Raw genomic sequence first — 21,778 nt, forward strand, 5'->3', positions numbered from 1 at the left:
GTGATGTGAGCGATGCGCATCGTCGGCGGGCGCTTCCGGGGCCGTGTGCTGCAAGGCCCCTCCTCCAACGCCACGCGCCCGACCTCGGACCGGCTGCGCGAGGCGCTGTTCAACGTGCTCGCCCATGCCTATGACGACGCGGCGGACGGCGCGCGCGTGCTCGACCTGTTCGCCGGTACCGGCGCGCTGGGGCTGGAGGCGCTGTCGCGCGGAGCGAAATTCGCCGTCTTCGTGGATGAGGCGCCGGAGCCGCGCGGGCTGATCCGCGCCAATGTCGAGACGCTGGGGCTGGGCGGCATCACCCGCATCTTCCGCCGCGACGCGACGAAGCTGGGCGAGGCTTTCGCCAGCGACGCCTTCGACCTCGTCTTCTGCGATCCGCCTTACGGCCGCGGCCTCGCCGAGCAGGCGCTCATCAGCGCGCGCGACGGCAAATGGCTGGCGCCGGGGGCGCTGGTCGTGGTCGAGGAGGCGGTGGAACCGGGCTTCACGGCGCCGGACGGCTTCGAGGAGCTGGAGCGGCGGCGCTACGACACCACCGAGATCGTCATCCTGCGGGCGCCGTAAGGAAACACTCAGCCGATCTGCTCGACCGCCGCGAGGATGCGCGCAATGTCCTCGGGCCGCGACAGGCGGTGGTCGCCATCCTTCACCAGCGTCACCACCACATCGTCCTCGGCGAGGCAGGACACCAGCTTCATCGCGTGCTGCCACGGCACGGTGTCGTCCGCCACGCCCTGCAGGATGCGCACCGGGCAACCCACCGCGAAGGGCGCGCCGAGCACGAGATTGCTCCGCCCGTCCTCGATCAGCGCGCGGGTGAAGGGCTGCGGCTCGCCATAGTCGGAAGCGCGGTACCACACGCCCTTCGCCATCACCTCGGCGCGGATCTCCGGCGTCATTGCCTTCCACACCAGCTCCTCGGTGAAGTCGGGCGCGGGGGCAATCAGCACCAGCCCGGCAAGGCGCGAGGCGTCGCCGCGCGCGGCCAGCGCACGGGCCAGCAGCAGCGCGATCCAGCCGCCCATAGAGGAGCCGACCACGATCTGCGGGCCGGCGGTTTCGCGGTCGAACACGGCGAGCGCGTCCTCCGCCCAGCGCGATATGGTGCCCTCGATGAAGGCGCCTTCGGACTCGCCATGGCCGGAATAGTCGAAGCGCACCACGCGGCGATCATGGGCGGCGCCCCAGGCCGCCAGTTCCACCGCCTTGGTGCCGAGCATGTCGGAGAGGAAGCCGCCGCACCACAGCACGCCGGGCCGCCCATCTCCGCCCGGCGTGGTCCGCACCGCGATGCGGCGCGCATCGGCGCCGACAGTGACGAAATGCGGGGCGGATGGGGCGGTCTCGGTCATGCGGGGGTCCTCGATCGGTACCTGGCGGCGATGCAGCCCGGCGGCGGGTGGTGGGCGATCTTGCGATTCGCGCGGCGCACGCCATCTTCACCTACAGGCTGAGACCGGCCGCGAACAAGATTTACGGCCAGATCCCGGCAGGTTTCGCGCTACCCGACCGGGTATCGACGCATTCCCCCCTTTGCGCCGTTGACTTCTGACGGGTTTGTCACGATCTTCTGCGACCGTTTTACGCGCGCAGGAACGAGCCGGCCGGCTGACCTTCGGGCAGCGGTGAAACGCCTATATCTGAAATGGCAGAGGAGAAGACCGCCATTCGTCGCCCCATGAGACCCGTCGCGCCGGAGAAGGAAGGCCCGCGCGTCAACGAAGACATCCGGATCCGCGAAGTGCAGCTCATCGATCAGGATGGGCAGAATCTCGGCGTCATTCAGACTCGGGATGCCATTCTGCGTGCGCAGGAAGCTGGCCTCGACCTGGTCGAGATCGCGCCGAACTCGGTGCCGCCGGTCTGCAAGATCCTCGATTACGGCCGGTTCAAGTACCAGAACCAGAAGAAGGCCAACGAGGCCCGCAAGAAGCAGCACATCGTCGAGATCAAGGAAATCAAGCTGCGTCCCGGCATCGACACCCATGACTATGAGGTGAAGATGAAGGCCATCCACCGCTTCTTCGAGGAAGGCGACAAGGTGAAGATCACCCTGCGCTTCCGCGGCCGCGAGATGGCGCATCAGGAACTCGGCTACAAGCTGCTGAACAAGGTGAAGGAAGAACTCGCCCCGATCGCCAAGGTCGAAGCGGAGCCCTCGCTGGAAGGCCGGCAGATGATCATGGTGCTGGCGCCGCGCTGAACCGCGCGCCGCGCCACCCGCGTCATCGTCACAGCGTCATCCCGGACGGCCCAGGCGGCCGATCCGGGATCGCGCTTTTTTTTGTGCCCGGCTGGCGCCTGCCTAGTCCGGCAGCGAGCCGTTCTCGCCCAGCACGGCGCCGGCGAGATAGAGCGAGCCGGCGATCAGCACGCGCGGCGCCGGCCCGACCGGGAAGGCCTTGAGCCCGTCCAGCGCCGCCGCCACGCTCGGTGCGGTCGAGGCGTTGATGCCGTGCGCGCGCGCCGCCGCGGCGACCATCTCGGGCGGCTGGCCCTTGGGTGGCTGGCCCTTGAATTCGCCCGGCACCGGCACGGCGACGAGTTCGCGCGCCAGACCGGCGAAGGGCGCGAGGAAGCCACCGGCGTCCTTGGTCCCCAGCATGCCGACGATCATCACCAACGGACGCGACACCCGGTCTTCCAGGTCCGCCAGCGCGGCGGCGAGCGCCTGTCCGCCGGCGGCATTGTGGCCGCCGTCGAGCCAGACATCGACGCCCTCCGGCGCGCGCTGGGTGAGCGGGCCGGGCCCGAGCCGCTGCAGCCGCGCCGGCCAGGAGGCCGCGCGCATGCCGGCCTCGAAGGCGGCGGGGGGCAGGCGGAAGGCCGGGTCGTGCAGCCCGGCGACGCGCAGCGCCTCGACCGCAAGCCCCGCATTGCCGATCTGGTGCGGGCCGACGAGGCGTGGGCGCGGCAGGTCCAAAAGGCCGTCCTCGTCGGCGACGACAAGCCGGCCGCCTTCCTCGTGCGCCTGGAACTGCTCGCCCATGATGGCGAGCGGCGCGCCGACGCGCGCGGCCTGCCGCTCGATGGCGGCCAGTGCCTCGCGCGGCTGGCGGGCGATCACCGCCGGCACGCCGCGCTTGAGGATGCCGGCCTTCTCCAGCGCGATGGCACCGAGCGTCTCGCCGAGGAAATCGACATGGTCGATGGAGACCGGGGTGATGACGCTGACCAGCGGCGTGCCGACCACATTGGTCGCGTCCAGCCGGCCGCCGAGCCCGACCTCCAGCAGCAGCACGTCCGCCGGGATTTCGGCGAAGAGCAGCATGGCGGCGGCGGTGGTGATCTCGAAGAAGGTGATCGGCGCGCCGTCATTGGCCCGCTCGGCGCGGGCGAGCGCCTCGGCCAGGGTCGCGTCGTCGACCAGCGCGCCGGCGAGACGGATGCGCTCGTTGAAGCGCACCAGATGCGGCGAGGTGTAGACGTGGACGCGCTTGCCTGCCGCTTCCAGCACGGCGCGCATGAAGGCGACGGTGGAACCCTTGCCGTTGGTGCCGGCGACATGGATCACCGGCGGCAGGCGCCGCTCGGGATGGCCGAGCCGCTCCAGCACGCGCCACATGCGCTCCAGCGACAGGTCGATCAGCTTGGGATGCAGCGCCAGCAGCCGCTCGAAAATGCTCTCGACCGGGTCACGTGGCGCGGGCAGGGCAGGCATGGCAGCCTCAGGCGTTGAGCGGTGCCGGCGGCGCGGCCGGCGTCTCGGTGTCGGCTGCGGCGTGGCCGTTGGCGTGACCATTCGCATGGCCATTCGCCGCATGACCGTTGACGGCGTGGCCAATGGCCCCTTCCGTCGCCGGCACGTTCACGGCGGGGGCGCGCATCAGCAGGCGGCACAGCCGGCCGAGCGTCGCCCGCATCTCGTGGCGATGCACGACAAGGTCGATCATGCCGTGGTCGCGCAGATATTCGGCGCGCTGGAAGCCTTCCGGCAGCTTCTCGCGGATGGTCTGCTCGATGACGCGCGGGCCGGCGAAGCCGATCAGCGCGCCCGGCTCGGCGATCTGGATGTCGCCCAGCATGGCGTAGGAGGCGGTGACGCCGCCGGTGGTCGGATTGGCCAGCACGACGATGTAGGGCAGCTTAGCCTCGCGCAGCTCCTGGATGGCGCACGTGGTGCGCGGCATCTGCATCAGCGACAGGATACCCTCCTGCATGCGCGCGCCGCCCGAGGAGGCGAACATGATGAAAGGCGTGCCGCGCGCCGCGGCGGTCTCGAGGCCTGTGATGATCGCCTCGCCGGCCGCCATGCCGAGCGAGCCGCCCATGAAGCCGAAATCCTGCACCGCGACGGTGACCGGCAGGCCTTCCAGCTTGCCGTAGCCGACCTTCACCGCGTCCTGCGCGCCGGTCTTGGCGCGGGCGTCCTTCAGGCGGTCGGCATAGCGCTTCTCGTCGCGGAACTTCAGCGGATCGGCGACCACCGAGGGCAGGGCGATGTCGTACCACTTGCCGCCGTCGAACACCGAGCGCAGGCGCGACGTCGGGTCCATACGCATATGGTAGCCCGAGCCGGGAATGACGAAGAGATTGGATTCGAGGTCCTTGTGGAACACGAGTTGCCCGGTCTCGGGGCACTTGACCCAGAGGTTCTCGGGCACGTCCCGGCGATTGAGGAAGCTGTTCAGCTTCGGGCGGACGACGTTCGTGATCCAGTTCAAAAGCGTGGCTCCGGACGGTGGTGTCGGGCGGCCGCGCGCGCACGGCCGGCCTTCATCTAATCGCCGAGGGCGGCAATGAAAAGGCAGGCGAGCGAATCATTCGCCCGTCCTGCCGCATGGAACGCGCCTATTCGGCCGCGTGGCGGCGCACGCCGCGCACCGCCTCGGCCAGCCGGGCGACCAGGCCGGTGACGGCGGAAACGGTCGCCGGCGTCGCCCTGTCCTCGCCGTCGAGGCTGGCGCGCAGCACGTCGATCAGCGCCGAGCCGACCACCACGCCGTCGGCGCCGGCGGCGATGCCGGCGGCCTGCTCGGGCGTGCGCACGCCGAAGCCGACCGCGACCGGCAGCGCGGTGTGACGCTTGATGCGCGCCACCGCCTGGCCGACCCGGTCCGCATCCGGCGTCGCCGCGCCGGTGATGCCGGTGATGGAGACGTAGTAGACGAAGCCCGCCGTGTTCGCGAGCACCGCCGGCAGGCGCTTGTCATCGGTGGTCGGGGTGGCGAGGCGGATGAAGGCGAGGCCCGCCGCCAGCGCCGGCAGGCACAGCTCGTTGTCCTCTTCCGGCGGCAGGTCGACGACGATGAGCCCGTCCACGCCGGCGGCCTTGGCGTCGATGAGGAAGCGCTCGACGCCATAGATGTAGATCGGGTTGTAATAGCCCATCAGCACGATCGGCGTGGCATCGTCGCCGGTGCGGAATTCGCGCACCATGGCGATGGTCTTGGCCAGCGTCTGCCCGGCCTTGAGCGCGCGCAGGCCCGCCGCCTGGATCGCCGGGCCGTCGGCCATCGGGTCGGTGAAGGGCACGCCGAGCTCGATGACGTCGGCGCCCGCCGCCGGCAGCGCCTTCAGCAGCGCGAGCGAGGTGTCGTAATCGGGATCGCCAGCGGTGATGAAGGTCACCAGTGCGGCGCGGCCCTCGGCGGCGCAGGCCTTGAAGCGGGTATCGAGGCGGGTGGTCGGGCGGGCGGTCATAGGCGGGTTCCCAGAATTTCAGCCACCTGCGGGATGTCCTTGTCGCCGCGGCCGGACAGGTTGACCACCATCAGATGGTCCTGCGGGAAGGTGGGAGCGAGATCGATCACCTTGGCGAGGGCATGCGCCGGCTCCAGCGCCGGGATGATGCCCTCCAGCTTCGACACCAGCTGGAAGGCGCTCAGCGCCTCATCGTCGGTGGCGGAGATGTAGGTGGCGCGGCCGATATCATGCAGCCAGGAATGCTCCGGCCCGATGCCGGGATAGTCGAGGCCGGCGGAGATGGAATGCGCCTCGGTAATCTGGCCGTCATCGTCCATCAGCAGATAGGTGCGGTTGCCATGCAGCACGCCCGGACGCCCGCCGGTGAGCGAGGCGGCGTGCTGGCCGCTCGGAATGCCGTGGCCGGCGGCCTCGACGCCGAAGATCTGCACGCCGGTATCGTCGAGGAAGGGGTGGAACAGGCCCATCGCGTTCGAGCCGCCGCCGATGCAGGCGATCAGGCTGTCCGGCAGGCGGCCTTCGGCCTCCAGCATCTGCTCGCGCGTCTCCTTGCCGATGATCGACTGGAAGTCGCGCACCATGGCGGGGTAGGGATGCGGGCCGGCCACCGTACCGATGCAGTAGAAGGTGTCGTGCACGTTGGTCACCCAGTCGCGCAGCGCCTCGTTCATGGCGTCCTTCAGCGTCGAGGCGCCCGAATGAACGGGCACCACCTCGGCGCCCAGCATCTTCATGCGGAACACGTTGGGCGCCTGCCGGGCGACGTCGACCGCGCCCATATAGACCACACATTTCAGGCCGTAGCGCGCGCACAGCGTGGCGGTGGCGACGCCATGCTGTCCCGCCCCGGTCTCGGCGATGATGCGCTCTTTGCCCATGCGGCGGGCGAGCAGGATCTGCCCGAGCACGTTGTTCACCTTGTGCGAGCCGGTGTGGTTCAGTTCCTCGCGCTTGAAATAGATCTTGGCGCCCTTGCCGGGGGCCGCGCCGGCGCGAAGATGCTCGGTGAAGCGCTCGGCGTAATAGAGCGGGCTCGGCCGGCCGACATAATGCTTCAGCCCGGCATCCATCTCCGCCTTGTAGGCGGGATCGGCCTTGGCCTCGGTATAGGCCTTTTCGAGGTCGAGGATCAGCGGCATGAGTGTTTCGGCGACGAAACGACCGCCGAAAATACCGAAATGCCCGTTCTCGTCGGGGCCGGTGCGGAAGGAGTTCGGAACGTTCACGACAGGCTCGTCTCTCTCGCGGGTGAAGTCTGGGTAACGGCGCGCGCGGTCGGGACATCGGCCTCGCGGGCGGCACGCACGAAGGCGGCGATGCGCGCGGGGTCCTTGATGCCGGGTGCGCTCTCGACACCGGATGATACGTCGACGCCGGCCGGTTGGATGCGTCGCACCGCCTCGCCGACATTGGACGGGTCGAGGCCGCCCGACAGAATGAGCGGGCGGGTGGTCTCCAGCCCGGCCAGAATGTCCCAGTCGAAGGCGACGCCGTTGCCGCCGGGCAGCACCGCGCCCTTGGGCGGCTTGGCATCGAGCAGCAGCGTATCGGCGACGGCGGCATAGGCGGGCAGCGCGGCGAGGTCGGCACGGCTGGCGACGCCGATCGCCTTCATCACCGGCAGGCCGAAGCGCGCGCGGATGGCGGCGACCCGCTCGGGACTCTCATGGCCATGCAGTTGCAGCAGGCCGGGGCGGATGGCGGCGATGATGTCGGCGAGCAGGGCGTCGTCGGCATCGACGGTAAGCGCGACGATCCTCGCCCGCCCACGCACCTGCGCGGCAAGCGCGCGCGCGGTGGCGAGGTCGACATGACGCGGGCTCGCCGGGAAGAACACCATCCCGACCATGTCGGCACCCGCGCCGAGCGCCGCTTCCAGCGTCTCGGCGGTGCTGAGCCCGCAGATTTTGATCTCAAGCGACAAGGCCGCCTCCTCAGGAACGAGCCACCTAGCACGGACGCCCGGCGGAGGCGAGGTTTTGGTGCGCCTCGCGCGCTGGCGCCCTTCCGCCCCCTCGCCCTGCGGGACGATATGGCCGGGCCTTCCTTATCGAAATTCCAGACGGGAAAGGTGGAATATTCCGGCCAGCGGCACAATTGCCCCTTTCTCGGCGTCAAATCCCATGCTACTCACATTCAACTGTGAAATTGATTATTTCACGTTTATTTTGTGATTATAGCCGGTCGGGGGCATCCGATCGCGCCTCTCGTGATCGTGGAGAAAGACCCATGCGCCTGTCGCGCCGCCTTGTCCTCACCACTGCCCTGACCGCCGCGCTGGCGCCGTTCCTCCTCGCCGGAGCCAGCCCGGCCCGCGCCCAGGAGGCGCCGAACTCCATCCTCAACGCCTCCTACGACATCGCCCGCGAGCTGTTCGAGGCGATCAACAAGCAGTTCGAACCGGCCGAGAAGGCCAAGACCGGCAAGGAGATCAAGGTCAACCAGAGCCATGCCGGCACCTCCAAGCAGGCGCGTTCCATCGTCGAGGGGCTGGAAGCCGACGTGGTGACCTTCAACCAGATCACCGACATCACCTTCCTGGTCGACAAGGGCTACGTCGCCAAGGACTGGCAGACCCGCCTGCCGAATGCCGCTTCGCCCTGGTACTCCTTCCCCGCCTTCCTGGTGCGCGAGGGCAACCCGAAGAACGTCAAGAACTGGGACGACCTGGTGCGCGACGACGTGAAGCTGGTCTTCCCGAACCCGAAGACCTCGGGCAATGCCCGCTACACCTATCTCGCCGCCTATGCCTTCGCGCTGGAGAAGTTCAACGGCGACGTCGCCAAGGCCGACGCCTTCGCCAAAAAGCTCCTGTCCAATGTCGTGGTGTTCGACACCGGCGGGCGCGGCTCCACCACCACCTTCGTCGAGCGCGAGCAGGGCGACGTGCTGATCACCTTCGAGGCCGAGGTCATCAACACCCGCGACGCCTATAAGGACAAGAAACTCGAAGTCGTCGTGCCGCCGGTCAGCCTGCTGGCCGAGTTTCCGGTCGCCGTCGTCGACAAGGTGGTCGACAAGCGCGGCTCACGAGCCATCGCCACCGACTACCTGACCTTCCTCTATTCGCCCGCAGGCCAGAAGGTCGCCGCCGAGTTCAACAACCGCGTTGTCGACCCCAAGGTCGCCGAGGAGTTCAAGGACAAGTTCGCGCCGGTGCGCCTCCTCAAGGTCGAGGACGTGCTCGGCGGCTGGGCCAATGTGCAGAAGGTGCATTTCGGCTCTGGCGGCAAGCTGGAAGAGCTGTTCGTCGCGCCGTGAGCGCCTGCGGCGGCTCTGGACATCCGAGTTTCAATGCGCCATGGCCGGGGAAGCATCCCGGCCATGGCCTTTTTCCAGGAGCCCGTCCGTTGAACCGCGTCGTACCGGGCCTTCCGCTCTCGCTCGGCATCACCCTGTTCTATCTCTGCCTGATCGTGCTGCTGCCGCTCGGCGCGTTGGTCTGGCAGGCGGCGGATGTCGGCTGGGAGCGCTATGTCGCCATCATCACCGGCACGCGCACGGCGGCCGCCTTCCGCCTCACCCTGACGACGGCGGCGCTGGCGACGGCGTTCAACGCGGTCTACGGGTTGGCGCTGGCCTGGGTGCTTGTGCGCTATGAATTCCCAGGCAAGCGGCTGCTCGACGCACTGGTCGATGTGCCCTTCGCGTTGCCGACGGCAGTGGCCGGCCTCGCGCTCTCGGCGCTGTTCGTGAAGAACGGCTGGTTCGGCGCCCCGCTCGCCGTCCTCGGCATCGAGGTCGCCTACACCCCGCTCGGCATCGCCTGCGCCATGGCCTTCACCTCCATCCCCTTCGTGGTGCGCACGGTGCAGCCGGTGCTGGAGGACCTCGCCGCCGATGTCGAGGAAGCCGCCGCGACGCTGGGCGCCTCGGATGCGCGCATCTTCGCCCGCGTCATCTTCCCGGCGATCTTTCCGGCCTTCCTCACCGGCGCCTCGCTGTGCTTCGCCCGCTCGCTCGGCGAATTCGGCGCCATCATCTTCATCGCCGGCAACCTGCCGCTGAAGACCGAGGTGGTCTCGCTGCTGACCTTCATCCGCATCGAGGAATATGAATACGCCGCCGCCGCCGCCATCGCCTCCACCCTGCTCGGCCTCGCCTTCCTCATGCTGTTCGCCGTCAACATGATCCAGCTCTGGCAGCAGCGCCGGATCGGCACGGGAGACTGAGCCGATGAGCGATACTTCCCGCCCCTCCGGCCGCATCCGCGTCGGCGATGGCCCGCTCACCCGGCGAGTGTTGATCGGCGGCGTGCTTGTGGTCACCGCGCTGGTGCTGGTGGCGCCGCTCATCGCCATCTTCGCCGAGGCGTTCCGACACGGGATGACGGCCTATGCCGCCTCCTTCGCCGCGCCGGACACGCAATACGCCATCGGGCTGACCGTCCTCGTGGCGCTGATCGTGGTGCCGATCAATGTCGGCTTCGGTATCGCCGCGGCCTGGTGCATCGCCAAGTTCCGCTTCCGCGGCCGCAACCTCCTGGTCGCGCTGGTGGAACTACCCTTCTCCATCTCGCCGATCATCGCCGGCGTCGCCTATCTCTTCGTCTATGGCGCGCAAGGGCTGCTCGGGCCGTTCCTCGAGGCGCACGACATCAAGATCATGTTCGCCGTGCCGGGCATCGTGCTGGCGAGCCTGTTCGTCACCGCGCCGTTCGTCGCCCGCGAGCTGATTCCGCTCATGATCGCGCAGGGCTCCGAGGAGGAAGAGGCGGCGGTGACGCTGGGCGCCGGCGGCTGGCGCATCCTGCGCCTCGTCACCTTGCCGAATGTGCGCTTCGCCCTGCTCTACGGCGCGGCCTTGTGCAATGCGCGGGTGATGGGCGAGTTTGGCGCGGTGTCGGTGGTCTCGGGCAATATTCGCGGCCAGACCAACACGCTGCCTCTACAGATCGAGCTGCTCTATCAGGACAACAACGCCATCGCGGCGTTTGCCATCGCCACCATCCTCACGGCCGTGGCGCTGTTCACGCTCATCGCCAAGGCGATCATCGAGCGGCTCGACGCCGCGCGGGTGAAGGCACAGGGCCGTCCGGGGCATTGAGGCTCCGCCCTTTGCTGTCCCTCTCCCCCGCGGGGAGAGGGCGTTAAGAGCCCCGCAGCGCCTTCCACACCAGCTCGGCGCAGGCGAGGTCCTCGATGGCGGTGCCGACCGACTTGAACAGGGTGATCTCCTCCGCCGAGCCCCGCCCCTTGGCGATGCCGCCGGCGAGCTCGAACAGGTCGCCATGGATGCCGTCGGTCGCCAGCACGCCGGTCGCGAGCGGCACGACGATGTCGCCGGCCTCCTTGCCCGCGCCGGCGCGGGTGTCGACATAGACGCGCGCGCGCCGGATCGCCTCGTCATCGGCCTCGCGCATGGCGGGGGTGAAACCGCCGACAAGATCGACATGCTGGCCGGGCCGGAGGTAGCGGCCCTCGACCAGCGGCTCGGGTGACAGCGTCGCCGAGGCCACGATGTCGGCCCCCGCGATCGCGGTCCCACGATCGGGCTCCGCACGGGCGTCGAAGCCCTCGGCCTTCAAGGTTTCCGCCAGCGCCTCGGCCTTGGCCAAGGTGCGGTTCCAGATGGTGATGCTGCGGATCGGCCGCACGCTCGCATGGGCGCGGGCGAGATAAGGCGCCAGTGCACCGGCGCCGATCACCGCCAGCCGGCTGGCATCCGCGCGGGCGAGATAGCGCGCGGCGAGTGCCGAGGCGGCGGCGGTGCGCCACACGGTGAGCGCGCGCCCGTCCATTACCGCGAGGGGCTCGCCGGTGGCGGCGGAATTGAGCACGTAGAGGCCGATGACGCTGTCGGCGCCGCGCGCGGCATTGCCGGGAAACACCGTGACCAGCTTGGTGCCGAGCACGTCGTCGGCAGTGCCGTCCGCTGTCCAGGCCGGCATGAGCAGCAGCATGGCTTCCTCGCCGTCCGGCCGCTCGATGGCGTGGTGATGGCGCACCGGCGTGACGATGCGGCGCCGGAAGGCGGCATCGAGCGCGTCAATGAGGGCGGGAAAGGTCAGCAGGCCGGCGATCTCGCCGGCGGAGACAAAACGCAGATCGGACATTTCAACTCGGTTTACTCAGGCCGCGCGGCTGCGGTCAACAAGGGCGGGCGTCGCCGGGCTGGAAGCCAGAGCGGGCGCCGCGGCGCGTGCGGGACCCGTTCCCGTGCGGGCGGCGAGCGAGGTCTTCAGCTCCTCGGCCTGCGCCTTGGCGCGGCGCGCCTCGCGCTCGTTGCGGCGGGCCGCGCGACGCCAGCGGCCCTGGCCAAGCCAGACGCTGACCCCGCCAAGCACCACGCCGACGATCAGCGCACCGAACACCACGAGGAACAGCGGCAGCTCAATGGTCCAGTCGCCGCTGAACGGATCGACGACAAGCCCGACCTGGTGCCGGTTCGCCACCGCCAGCATCACCAGCCCCACCGAGATCGGCAGGACAACGAGTATCGTCAAGATACGGCGCAGCAGCACGCGGCACTCCCGGATCGATTGTACAGGCGAGGGTTATTCGAGGTCGACGCCGTCATTAAGGCGCTCGCGCATTTCCTTGCCGGTCTTGAAATAGGGCACGGCCTTGCCGTCGACCGCCACATGCGCGCCGGTTCGCGGGTTGCGGCCGGTGCGGGCGGGGCGGGCCTTCACCGAGAAAGCGCCGAAACCGCGCAGTTCGACACGGTCGCCGCGCGCCAGCGCCGCGACGATTTCGTCGAGGATCGCGTTGACGATATTCTCGACATCGCGCTGATAGAGATGCGGATTCGCCTCGGCGATCCGCTGCACAAGTTCGGACTTGATCATCGACGCCCCGTCCCCTCGCTGCGATCGGCTCGTCGGAAATCCAAAAACATCATATTTTGGAAACTCTTGGGCCCCGTCTAGCCACCCCGAGGGTGCCAGAGGGCCAACAGACCGTCAAGGCGCGCCGTCGCGACCGCGTCACTTGCGCCACCGATCACGGCATTAGCGAGTTCGCCGAGCCCGATCAAGGACATAAGCTTGACGCCGGTGGCGTGCAGCCAGCCAAATTCGTCGCCCGCCCGGCGGGTGTGCCAATCACGTACGGGAAGATCCTTGGAAACGCCGCGCTCGCGGGCCAGCCAGTCGCGCGCCGTGCGCTCGTCGCCGAGCTCGTCGACGAGGCGCAGCGGCAGCGCCTGGTGGCCGGTGAACACCCGTCCGTCGGACGCCTGCGCGAGCTTGTCGGCGTCGAGCAGCCGGCGCTCGGCGACCAGCCCCTTGAACCAGTCATAGCTGTCGGCGACCAGCGCGCGCACCGCGTTGCGGGCGTCCTCGGTCGGCGGATCGAACATGTTCGGCGCGGCTTTGAGCGGGCTCGACTTGATCTCCTCATAGGAGATGCCGACCGTCTTCATCAGCTCGGCGAAATTGGGGAACTGGAAGATCACGCCGATGGAGCCGACCAGCGCGTTGCGCGGGGCGATGATGTGGTCCGCGCCAAGCGCGGCGATGTAGGCGCCCGAGGCGGCGATGCCGTCGACCACGGCGACGATCGGCTTCTTCTCGGCGAGGCGGCGCAGCCCGTCATACAGCGCGGCGGAGCCGACCACCGTGCCGCCGGGGCTGTCGATGGAAAGGATCACGGCCCGCGCGCCGGAACGGCCGATGGCTTCCAGCAGCTCCAGCCGCTCGCGCTCATTACGGATGATGCCGCCTATGGTCACCCGCGCCACATGCGGCGAGGAGCGCGGCGGGAAATTGCCGTCGTCCCACCACAGGAAGGCGCCGAAGCCGCCGACCAGCAGGACGAGGAAGGCGAAGACGCGCCAGAAGGCCAGCTTGCGCCGCAGCCGCCGGCGGGCGATCACCTCGTCGACCTCGATCGCGCTCGGCGACATCTGCCTCTCCCCGGATTGCAACGGCCCAAGGGGTAGCCCCCGCCGCCGGCCGGCGCAAGCACGGGAGGGTTGCGCGCTCAGCCGCCGTGCTTTTCCAGGAAGGCCTCGATGGCGAGGGAACGGAAATCCTCCAGCGCGGCGCGCAGGCGGGCGTGCTCCCAATCCCACCAGGCGAGCGCCTGCAACCGTTCGCCGATCGCCTCGGGGAAACGCCGCTTCACCGGCCTGGCCGCCACGCCGGCGACGATGGTGTAGGCCGGCACGTCCTTCGAGACCACCGCGCCCGCCGCCACCACCGCCCCGTCGCCCACCGTGCGGCCGGGCAGGATGATGGCGCCATGGCCGATCCACACATCGTTGCCGATGGTGACGCCGTGCGCGCGGCGCCAGTCGAAGAAGGCGGGCTCGTCCTCGGCATCGTCGAAATAGGCCGAGGCGCGGTAGGTGAAATGCGCCTGGCTGGCGCGGTCCATCGGATGGTTGCCGGGGTTGATCCGGGTCATCGCCGCGATGGAGGTGAACTTGCCGATGCAGGCATAGGCGATGTCGGAATCGTTGACGACATAGGAATAGTCGCCGAGCACGACCTCATTGAGCGTGGTGCGCGGGCCAACCTCGGTGTAGCGCCCGAGCGTCGAGGCGGTGACCTCTGCGGTCGGGTCGATGGTGGGCGCGAGCCCGAGCTTCGTGCTCATGCGTGCCTGCTCATTTCTCAGTGCCGAAGCCGAAGCGGGCGATGAGCCGGAACGGCCCGGCCTCCTGCCGGTAGAGCGCGATACCGCCGACGATGAGGGGCCCATCGGCGCCGCTCTGCGCGAAGAGTTCGGCGAGCTCCGCCTCGGCCAGCGTACGCTCATCGTCCTCCAGCGGCCCGGTCAGCGTCATGTGGAAGCGGAAATCCTCCAGCACATAGGGGTAGCCCCAGCGCGCGAGGTGGTCCTGCTGGCGCGGGGTGAGCGGGGCGCGCAGGCGCTTTTCCATCTCCGCCGCGTTCATCGGCGCGCGGAACGGCTCGAAGCTCGCCACCGCCGCACCCGCCAGGCGGTCGAGCGCGGTGCAGGACGAGGCGGTCTTCAGGGCAATGAAGCGGCCGATGACGGCAAGCTGCACGCCGGTGCAAGCAAAGCGCGTGCGCTCGCCGGCAAAGGCGGCGCAGGCGGCACGCAATTCGTCCTCGCTGCGTCCCTCGGCAAGCCGGAACGGCGCCTTCAGCGTGGCGTGGAAGCCGTAGCGGCGCGGCTCGGCGGTGATCTCGCGCCAGCGCTCGGCATCGAAGCGGCGCAGCGCCGGCGGTGGCAGGGCGGCGCCGGTTTCCGCGTCATAGCCGATCACCGAGGCGCCGAAGCGCCAGAGCGAACTGGTCGGCGGCGGGGCGAAGTAGATGGCGTAGCGCGGCTCCGAGGACATGATCAGCGCTCAGAACACCCGGCGGCCATTGAGCGTGACCTCGCCCACCGCCGGCGTGTCGTCGATCAGCCGGAAGCGCAGCAGGTCGGCGCGCAGATCGGCGGCCAGCCGCCCGCGATCGTCGAGCCGGGCAAGGCGCGCGGGCGCCGCCGTCACCAGTGTCAGCGCCTGGGGCACCGACAGGTCGGCCGTGCGCGTCAAGGCGAGGGCGGCCTGCAGCAGGCTCGCCGGCACATAGTCGGAAGCGAGCGCGTCGAGCAGGCCTTCGCTGGCGAGGTCGCGCATGGAGACGCCGCCGGAATGCGAGCCGCCGCGCACCACGTTCGGCGCACCGCCAATGGTGGCGAGGCCCGAGACCTTGGCCGCGCGCGCGGCCTCGATCGTGGTGGGGAACTCCGAGATGGTGCAGCCCGCCGCCAGCGCCTCGTCGACATGGGCGGGGGTGGTGTCGTCATGGCTCGCCAGCACGATGCCGGAGCCGGAGAAGAGGGCCACCATGCGGTCGTAATTGCCGGCGACCGCACCCCTGGCGCGCTCGATGCGGTCGGCCACCTCGGCGTCGAGGTCCGGCCCGCCCTTGCCGATGCCGGAGAGATAGACCTTGAGATGCTCGACATTGCGCCATTGCCGCGTGCCGGGCGTGTGGTCCATCAGCGAGGCGAGCGAGAGGTTCGGCCGGCCGAGCGCGACGTCGACCAGATCGGGCAGGCCGTGGTCGGTCAGTTCGCAGCGCAGATGGATGCGGTGATCGACACGGAACATGCCGCGTGTCGCCCCCTGCTCCACCGCGTCCAGCATCACCTCGTAAAGCGCGCGGCGGTCGGCCTTGGCCTGGTCGAAGCCACCGGCGCAGATCGCGTCATAGACGGTGGTGACGCCCGAGCCCGCCATCTGCGCGTCATGCGCCAGCGCGGCGGCGCGCGCATCCGGCCAGATCACCTTGGGGCGCGGGATGAAATGGCCTTCCAGCGCGTCGGTGTGCAGGTCGATCAGGCCGGGGGCGAGATAGTCGCCCTCGCAGTCCATCGCCGAGGGCAGATGCGAGCGGCCCTCGTCAATGGCGCGGATCACTCCGCCTTCATGGACGAGCGTGCCGAGGACGAGGCGGTCTTCGAGCACGAGGCGGGCATTGGTCAGAATCGTTTCCATCGCCGCGCGTCTCGCATTTTGATGTGACCGTTCCATGAAACTCCCCAGCGGAAGGGGAGATGGTTTCTTCATCTCCAGGCACACCTTCACACCCCGAGAGCGCCGCCGTCCGAGCGCGGGTCATGTGCGCCTTCGAGCCCCGCCTTGCCGGGATGGATGACCACCGCGCCGGCATGGCCCATCATGTCGGAATGGGCCTCTGCGATGATCTCGATCTCGTGGCCGGCACGCTCCAGCTGCTCGGCCAGCGCGCCGTCGAACGCACCTTCCAGCTTGAGCGACACCGAGTTCGAGCCCCAGGTGCGGCCCAGCACCCAGCGCGGGCGGGCAATGGCCTCGCCGAGCGGCGCACCGAACAGGGCGTAGCGGCTCATCACTGCCGCATTGGTCTGCGGCTGGCCCTCCCCGCCCATGCAGCCAAAGGCGACGACGCGCCCGTCGGCCAGCTGCGCCATGCCGGGATTGAGCGTGTGGAACGGGCGCCGGCCCGGCTGCAGCGGATTCACCGCCCTGGGGTCGAGCGAGAAGGAGGTGCCGCGATTCTGCATCAGCACCCCGGTCGAGGGCAGCACCAGCCCGGAGCCGAACTCCCAGTAGATCGACTGGATGTAGGACACGGCGAGGCCACTCTTGTCCGCCGCGCCGAGCCAGATCGTGTCGCCGGGCGCCGCCCTGTGCGGCCAGGGCGCAGCGCGGCCGGCATCGATGGCGGCGACTTCCCGCTCCAGCGCGGCGGCGGCGAGGAAGTCCGCCGGCTCATGCAGCAGCCGGTCGAAATCCGTCACCACCTTGTCGCGGATGAGGAAGGCGCGCTTGGTCGCCTCGACCAGCCCGTGGATATGGGCGAAGCCCTCCGGCCGGGTGACCCCGAGCCGATCGAAGATGGCGAGGATCATCAGCGTCGCCAGCCCCTGGGTAGGCGGGGGCGAGCCCCACAGCTCCAGGGTCGAGAGCTTCACATGCAACGGGGAGCGGCGCACCGCGTGGAAATGCGCCAGGTCCTCGCGCGTCACCGGGCTGCCGGCCTTCTCAAGGTCGGCGGCGATCTCGCGGCCGACATCGCCGCGGTAGAAATCGTCCAGCCCGGCGCGGGAGAGGTGCTCCAGCGTGTCGGCGAGCCGCTCGAAGCGCTGCATCGTGCCGGGCTCCGGCACCGAGCCGTCCGCATCGAGGAAATTGCCGGCAAAGCCGGGGATAGCGGCCAGCTCGTCCTTCTTCTCGGCGGTCAGCCGGTGCTGCGAAGCTGAGACCGCGAAGCCGGCGCGGGCATGGCCGATCGCGGCCTCCAGCAGGCGGCGCACCGGCATCCTGCCGCCGAGTTCGCGCGCCGCCTCATGCGCCAGCTGCCAGCCGCCGATCTGACCGGGCACGGTGAGCGCAGCAAGCGGGCCGCGCGCGGGAAGCACATCCTCGTCATAGCCGCGCTCGCGGTAGAAGGCAGGGGTCGCCTTCGTCCCGGCATAGCCCGCCGCCTCGAAATAGCCGACGCGGCCCTTGGCATCGCGGATCAGCCAGAAGCCGTCGCCGCCGATCTGGTTCATATGCGGGTAGACCACGGCGATGGCGGCGGCCGCGGCCAGCGCCGCCTCCACCGCATTGCCGCCCTCCTCGAGCACGGCGCGGCCGGCTTCCGTGGCCAGCCAGTGCGGCGTCGCCACCATGCCGGAACCGGCCCGCACGCTCTCGTGATCGGAACCCCACGCCACCTTCGTTTCTCCCCAACGGCTGGAAAACTTGACCCGCGCGGCCGGGCATAGCAGTTTGCGCCCCGCTGAAGTAGACGGATCGAGACGAGATGAGCACGGGCCGACGCATCCGCTGGGATCATGTGAGCACGGTGGCGAGCGCCGCCATCCTCTTGGGGGCCGAGCTTATCGGCGCCGGGCTCGCGGCCGGCTGGGCCATCGCCGCGCTGTTCGACGCGAACTGGGTGTGGGAGCTGATCTTCGAAGGCACCCTCGCCGTGCTCGCCATCTACGGCATTTATCGCTTCGTGATGAAGGCGAAGTCGGTCGAGCCCTTCGTCGAGGGCTAGGCCCGAATCATTTCCATCATCGTCATCCCGGACGGTCGAAGACCGATCCGGGATCGTTGGAAATTGGCGAGCGATCCCGGCTCTCCGCTGCGCTGCGACCGGGATGACGACCTGAGAAACCACCCGCCTTCCGCCCCCCGCTACCGCCTCGATCCTGAGCACGCGGATATTTCGGGCGTATGCGATATTTCCCGCAGAACCCGCTTGCATATGACGGCGGAAATCCATACATCGCTGCTCGCCCAACATTCGCACGTGCCTGTGGTCGCGTGCCGATCGGCGGAAGTCCGGACAAGAGGCCGGAAAGTCGCCAGTCAGATCGGTAGCCGGAGGCGAAACCGGCGCACCTCGCTCTCAGCGGGGAACGTGACTTGAAGCAACGACGTAGCGGGCTTTTTTGGTCTCTGTCGGCCCTCCAAAGGTCGGGAAACTGAAGAGGCACTACTTCTTGCCGGGCGTGCGGTCGGGTTTCCCGTACCAAGCGAAGGCATCGATCGAACGCAGGCGCTCTCCACATGCGCAAGCGAACGCATCGCTGCCACGGCTCCATTCCACCCGGCCAAACGGCGTGACGCCGCCCGGCCGGCGAACGGATGCGCATTCTCGCCACGCGCGCGGCTCAATGACGCCGCGTGCGGGTGTTCGCATCCACTTGGGTCGAAGCTTCGGGTCTTTGGGGATTGCCATGACCGACCGTATTCGCGAATTCCTGCGCAACCGACGTGAGGATGGTCCCTGCGTCGTCGTCGATCTCGACGTGGTGCGCGCCAATTATGCCGCCTTCGCCCGGGCGCTGCCGGATACCCGCGTGTTCTACGCGGTGAAGGCCAACCCGGACGCGGCGATCCTGAACGCGCTGGCCGAGATGGGCTCGTGCTTCGACTGCGCCTCGGTCAACGAGATCCTCATGGTTCTCGCCACCGGCGCTACGGCTGACCGCATCTCCTTCGGCAACACCATCAAGAAGGAGCGCGACATCGCCCGCGCCTTCGAGCTGGGCGTGCGCCTGTTCGCGGTCGACTGTACCGAGGAAGTCGAGAAGGTCGCCCGCGTCGCCGCCGGTGCCAAGGTGTTCTGCCGCATCCTGTGCGACGGCGCCGGCGCCGAATGGCCGCTGTCGCGCAAGTTCGGCTGCGAGCCGGAGATGGCGGTCGACGTGCTGGAGCACGCCCACCGCCTCGGCCTCGAGGCGCACGGCATCTCCTTCCATGTCGGCTCGCAGCAGAAGAACGTCGAAGCCTGGGACGCGGCTCTCGCCTCCGCCTCGGCGATCTTCACCGAATGCGCCCAGCGCGGCTTCACGCTGTCGCTGGTCAATCTCGGCGGCGGCTTCCCGACCAAGTACCTGCAGGACGTGCCGGCGGCGGAAGCCTATGGCGAGGCGATCTTCCGCGCGCTGTCGCGGCATTTCGGCAATGCCATTCCGCAGACCATCATCGAGCCGGGCCGCGGCATGGTCGGCGCTGCCGGCCTGATCGAGGCCGAGGTGGTGCTGATCTCGAAGAAGTCGGCCACCGACGCGGTGCGCTGGGTCTATCTCGACATCGGCAAGTTCGGCGGCCTCGCCGAGACGATGGACGAGGCGATCCGCTACCCCATCCGCACGCCGCGTGACGGCGACGCGGTGGAGCCCTGCGTGCTCGCTGGCCCGACCTGCGATTCGGCCGACGTGATGTACGAGAAGGCCCCGGTGCTGCTGCCGGTGTCGCTCGCCATCGGCGACAAGGTGCTGATCGAGGCCACCGGCGCCTACACCACCACCTATTCGGCGGTGGCGTTCAACGGCTTCGAACCGCTGCGATCCTACGTGATTTGAGCGGGTCCTCGCCCGCTCTCCTCGTCATCCCGGACGCCGCGCCAGCGGCGGGCCAACGGCTTCGGCCGGGATGACGCTGCTGCACCCCAATTCCCCCTTCCTCTTTTTCCCGGCAGACCGGGTTTTGGAGGCCGTCATGCTCGCCACCACCGCTCCCGCCATCTCCCTCGAGACGCCGGCCGATATCGGCCAGCGCGAGGGCCTGCTCGACCTCGCCTTCGGCCGCGCCGCGCGGCTCGCCAAGACCAGCGAGCGCCTGCGCGAAGGCCGCAAGCCGGCCGAGGGCCTCGCTTTCGCCGCGCACGGGCCGGATGGGCGCGTGGTCGGCACGCTGCGCCTGTGGCACGTCACGGCGGGCCCGGCCCGCCCGGCGCTGCTGCTCGGCCCGCTCGCCGTGCACCCGTGGTTCCGCGACCGGGGCCTTGGCCGCGCGCTGATGACCACCGCGATCGTTGAGGCCACGCGCCTTGGCCATGGCGCCATCCTGCTGGTCGGCGACGCGCCCTATTATGCGCGCTTCGGCTTCGACGTGGCGCTGACGGAGGGCCTGTGGCTGCCCGGCTCGTTCGACCGCAGCCGCTTCCTCGGGCTGGAGCTCCGGCCCGGCGCGCTCGACGGCGCGCGCGGCCTGGTCAGCCCGACCGGCGCCATGGTCGAGGCGCCGAGCCTGAACGAGCTTGTCGCCCGCGAGGCCGCCGTCGCGGAGCTGAAGCGTTCGGCGTAAGGGTTCCCGCCTTTGGTCGTCATCCCGGCCGGAGGCGTAGCCGAAGAGCCGGGATCGCTCTCCATTCTGGCAGCGATCCCGGATCGGCCTTACGGCCGTCCGGGATGACGGCATCAGGATATTCCCCTCGGACGAGGTGGGTTCGAGCCGGCCGGGCTCGCCTGGGAAGCCTCAGAACTCGACGTCGAGCTCCTCCATCTCGTCCGGCTCCGTGAGCGCGCTCGCGCTCCACTCCTTCAGCGCCGGCAGCGCCAGAATGGCCTTGCAGTACGCCTTGGTCGGCGCGTCGAGCTTCACGTCATAGGTGGTGAAGCGCGAGCAGACCGGAGCATACATCGCATCCGCCATGGTCGGCGCGGCGCCGAACAGATAGGGCCCGCCATAGGTCTTCAGGCACTCGCGCCAGATGGCGAGGATGCGCTCGATGTCCGCCTGCGCCCCGGTCCACACCTTGAAGCCGGGGTGGCGGGCCTTGATGTTCATCGGCAGCGCCGAGCGCAGATTGGCAAAGCCCGAATGCATCTCGCCGGAGATCGAGCGGCAATGCGCCCGCGCTGCGCGATCGCTAGGCAGAAGCCCGGCTTCTGGCTTCAATTCGTGCAGGTACTCGGCGATGGCGAGGGTGTCCCAGATCTTCAGCCCGTCATGGTCCAGCCGCGGCACCAGGAAGGACGAGGATTGCAGCAGCAGTTCGGCGCGGATCGAGGGATCGTCGGCCGAGACGCGCGCCTCGTCGAATTCCAGTCCGGCCAGCCGGCACAGCAGGAAGCCGCGCAGCGACCACGAGGAATAGTTCTTGCTACTGATGGTGAGGACGGCCGAGGGTGCCTGACCCTTGATGGCGGATCGGGGCGCCGCCTTGGCGGGAGTGGATTTGCCGGCGCGTGTCGTCCCCGATCCGGACGTGGGCTTCTGTTTGGCGGTCGGGGCGGGCATGGTCCTCAATCCTGTTGTGGTCGGCGATGATGGGTAGGCGAGCGATGATGGGACGGGGCGATGCAAACACTATTCGTGCCATCCCCGATCCAGCCATCGGCCACCGCCGAGACATTCCGGTCCCGCGCCTGAAATTCTCCCGACCTTGCGCGCCGTTCGTCGTATCGTCCGCGCCGCCGGCTTCGGCTAGCGTTGCCGGGCGGGACGACGTGCG

General features: G+C 69.0%; 22 protein-coding genes and 1 pseudogene. 8 read left to right on the forward strand and 15 right to left on the reverse strand.

Features of this window, described 5'->3' with window-relative positions:
- Positions 1–12 precede the first annotated feature (12 nt).
- A complete protein-coding gene (rsmD, locus tag ACO2RV_RS05635) occupies positions 13–567 on the forward strand; it encodes a 16S rRNA (guanine(966)-N(2))-methyltransferase RsmD (protein WP_423290682.1) in 555 nt (184 codons plus the stop codon).
- A gap of 8 nt (positions 568–575) precedes the next feature.
- On the opposite strand, the gene ACO2RV_RS05640 is transcribed toward rsmD, so the two are convergent.
- Positions 576–1,355, reverse strand: coding sequence for an alpha/beta hydrolase (locus ACO2RV_RS05640; protein ID WP_423290684.1), 780 nt, complete (start codon positions 1,353–1,355; stop codon positions 576–578).
- A 326-nt stretch (positions 1,356–1,681) separates the two neighbouring features.
- Between ACO2RV_RS05640 and infC the strand changes: the two genes are divergently transcribed.
- Positions 1,682–2,206, forward strand: a complete 525-nt coding sequence (gene infC / locus ACO2RV_RS05645; RefSeq protein WP_423290686.1) for a translation initiation factor IF-3 — start codon at positions 1,682–1,684, stop codon at positions 2,204–2,206.
- Positions 2,207–2,308: 102 nt separating this feature from the next.
- Here the strand turns inward: infC and ACO2RV_RS05650 are convergent, their stop codons facing one another.
- The 5 genes and pseudogenes from ACO2RV_RS05650 to ACO2RV_RS05670 all read right to left on the reverse strand — a co-directional run bounded on the left by ACO2RV_RS05650 (position 2,309) and on the right by ACO2RV_RS05670 (position 7,573).
- The gene (locus ACO2RV_RS05650; RefSeq protein WP_423290688.1) at positions 2,309–3,664 is read right to left on the reverse strand and encodes a bifunctional folylpolyglutamate synthase/dihydrofolate synthase; all 1,356 of its coding nucleotides are present in this window, start codon (positions 3,662–3,664) and stop codon (positions 2,309–2,311) included.
- A 150-nt stretch (positions 3,665–3,814) separates the two neighbouring features.
- Positions 3,815–4,667 (reverse strand): annotated as a pseudogene (gene accD, locus ACO2RV_RS05655) (acetyl-CoA carboxylase, carboxyltransferase subunit beta); the annotation flags it as partial.
- A 127-nt stretch (positions 4,668–4,794) separates the two neighbouring features.
- On the reverse strand, positions 4,795–5,646 hold the full coding sequence (gene trpA, locus ACO2RV_RS05660; protein ID WP_423290690.1) for a tryptophan synthase subunit alpha: 852 nt from the start codon (positions 5,644–5,646) through the stop codon (positions 4,795–4,797).
- The gene (gene trpB, locus ACO2RV_RS05665) at positions 5,643–6,875 is read right to left on the reverse strand and encodes a tryptophan synthase subunit beta (RefSeq protein WP_423290692.1); all 1,233 of its coding nucleotides are present in this window, start codon (positions 6,873–6,875) and stop codon (positions 5,643–5,645) included. The genes trpA and trpB overlap by 4 nt, the downstream gene beginning before the upstream one ends.
- The gene (locus ACO2RV_RS05670) at positions 6,872–7,573 is read right to left on the reverse strand and encodes a phosphoribosylanthranilate isomerase (RefSeq protein WP_423290694.1); all 702 of its coding nucleotides are present in this window, start codon (positions 7,571–7,573) and stop codon (positions 6,872–6,874) included. Before ACO2RV_RS05670 ends, trpB begins: the two co-directional genes overlap by 4 nt.
- A gap of 305 nt (positions 7,574–7,878) precedes the next feature.
- On the opposite strand from ACO2RV_RS05670, the gene cysP reads away from it, so the two are divergent.
- The 3 genes from cysP (at position 7,879) to cysW (ending at position 10,695) form a co-directional block, all read left to right on the forward strand.
- A complete protein-coding gene (cysP, locus tag ACO2RV_RS05675) occupies positions 7,879–8,910 on the forward strand; it encodes a thiosulfate ABC transporter substrate-binding protein CysP (protein WP_423290696.1) in 1,032 nt (343 codons plus the stop codon).
- 89 nt (positions 8,911–8,999) lie between these two features.
- Complete coding sequence (gene cysT, locus ACO2RV_RS05680; protein ID WP_423290698.1) at positions 9,000–9,821, forward strand: sulfate ABC transporter permease subunit CysT; 822 nt, start codon at positions 9,000–9,002, stop codon at positions 9,819–9,821.
- 4 nt (positions 9,822–9,825) lie between these two features.
- A complete protein-coding gene (gene cysW / locus ACO2RV_RS05685) occupies positions 9,826–10,695 on the forward strand; it encodes a sulfate ABC transporter permease subunit CysW (RefSeq protein WP_423290700.1) in 870 nt (289 codons plus the stop codon).
- A gap of 43 nt (positions 10,696–10,738) precedes the next feature.
- Here cysW and ACO2RV_RS05690 read toward each other — a convergent pair whose 3' ends face one another.
- The 8 genes from ACO2RV_RS05690 to ACO2RV_RS05725 all read right to left on the reverse strand — a co-directional run bounded on the left by ACO2RV_RS05690 (position 10,739) and on the right by ACO2RV_RS05725 (position 17,714).
- Positions 10,739–11,704 carry an ornithine cyclodeaminase family protein gene (locus ACO2RV_RS05690; RefSeq protein ID WP_423290702.1) on the reverse strand — a complete coding sequence of 322 codons (966 nt, stop codon included), beginning with the start codon at positions 11,702–11,704 and terminating at the stop codon, positions 10,739–10,741.
- Positions 11,705–11,719: 15 nt separating this feature from the next.
- On the reverse strand, positions 11,720–12,112 hold the full coding sequence (locus tag ACO2RV_RS05695) for a lipopolysaccharide assembly protein LapA domain-containing protein (protein ID WP_423290704.1): 393 nt from the start codon (positions 12,110–12,112) through the stop codon (positions 11,720–11,722).
- Between the two features lie 33 nt (positions 12,113–12,145).
- The gene (ihfB, locus tag ACO2RV_RS05700; RefSeq protein WP_183188827.1) at positions 12,146–12,439 is read right to left on the reverse strand and encodes an integration host factor subunit beta; all 294 of its coding nucleotides are present in this window, start codon (positions 12,437–12,439) and stop codon (positions 12,146–12,148) included.
- 77 nt (positions 12,440–12,516) lie between these two features.
- A complete protein-coding gene (sppA, locus tag ACO2RV_RS05705; protein ID WP_423290706.1) occupies positions 12,517–13,497 on the reverse strand; it encodes a signal peptide peptidase SppA in 981 nt (326 codons plus the stop codon).
- A 77-nt stretch (positions 13,498–13,574) separates the two neighbouring features.
- A complete protein-coding gene (locus tag ACO2RV_RS05710) occupies positions 13,575–14,192 on the reverse strand; it encodes a DapH/DapD/GlmU-related protein (RefSeq protein WP_423290707.1) in 618 nt (205 codons plus the stop codon).
- Between the two features lie 10 nt (positions 14,193–14,202).
- On the reverse strand, positions 14,203–14,904 hold the full coding sequence (locus ACO2RV_RS05715) for a DUF1045 domain-containing protein (RefSeq protein ID WP_423290709.1): 702 nt from the start codon (positions 14,902–14,904) through the stop codon (positions 14,203–14,205).
- A gap of 9 nt (positions 14,905–14,913) precedes the next feature.
- Positions 14,914–16,053 (reverse strand): alpha-D-ribose 1-methylphosphonate 5-triphosphate diphosphatase, encoded by a 1,140-nt coding sequence (locus ACO2RV_RS05720; protein WP_423290711.1) that lies wholly within the window; start codon positions 16,051–16,053, stop codon positions 14,914–14,916.
- An 86-nt stretch (positions 16,054–16,139) separates the two neighbouring features.
- Positions 16,140–17,714 carry a gamma-glutamyltransferase family protein gene (locus tag ACO2RV_RS05725; RefSeq protein ID WP_423291056.1) on the reverse strand — a complete coding sequence of 525 codons (1,575 nt, stop codon included), beginning with the start codon at positions 17,712–17,714 and terminating at the stop codon, positions 16,140–16,142.
- 134 nt (positions 17,715–17,848) lie between these two features.
- On the opposite strand from ACO2RV_RS05725, the gene ACO2RV_RS05730 reads away from it, so the two are divergent.
- From ACO2RV_RS05730 to ACO2RV_RS05740, 3 genes are all read left to right on the forward strand, one after another.
- On the forward strand, positions 17,849–18,088 hold the full coding sequence (locus ACO2RV_RS05730) for a hypothetical protein (protein ID WP_423290713.1): 240 nt from the start codon (positions 17,849–17,851) through the stop codon (positions 18,086–18,088).
- A gap of 685 nt (positions 18,089–18,773) precedes the next feature.
- Positions 18,774–19,904, forward strand: a complete 1,131-nt coding sequence (locus ACO2RV_RS05735; RefSeq protein WP_423290715.1) for a type III PLP-dependent enzyme — start codon at positions 18,774–18,776, stop codon at positions 19,902–19,904.
- A 136-nt stretch (positions 19,905–20,040) separates the two neighbouring features.
- Positions 20,041–20,628 carry a GNAT family N-acetyltransferase gene (locus ACO2RV_RS05740; protein ID WP_423290717.1) on the forward strand — a complete coding sequence of 196 codons (588 nt, stop codon included), beginning with the start codon at positions 20,041–20,043 and terminating at the stop codon, positions 20,626–20,628.
- Between the two features lie 171 nt (positions 20,629–20,799).
- Here ACO2RV_RS05740 and ACO2RV_RS05745 read toward each other — a convergent pair whose 3' ends face one another.
- Positions 20,800–21,564, reverse strand: a complete 765-nt coding sequence (locus ACO2RV_RS05745; RefSeq protein WP_423290719.1) for a glutathione S-transferase family protein — start codon at positions 21,562–21,564, stop codon at positions 20,800–20,802.
- Positions 21,565–21,778: the final 214 nt, after the last annotated feature.

Source organism: Ancylobacter sp. VNQ12, assembly GCF_049445835.1.
Taxonomy (GTDB): Bacteria; Pseudomonadota; Alphaproteobacteria; order Rhizobiales; family Xanthobacteraceae; genus Ancylobacter.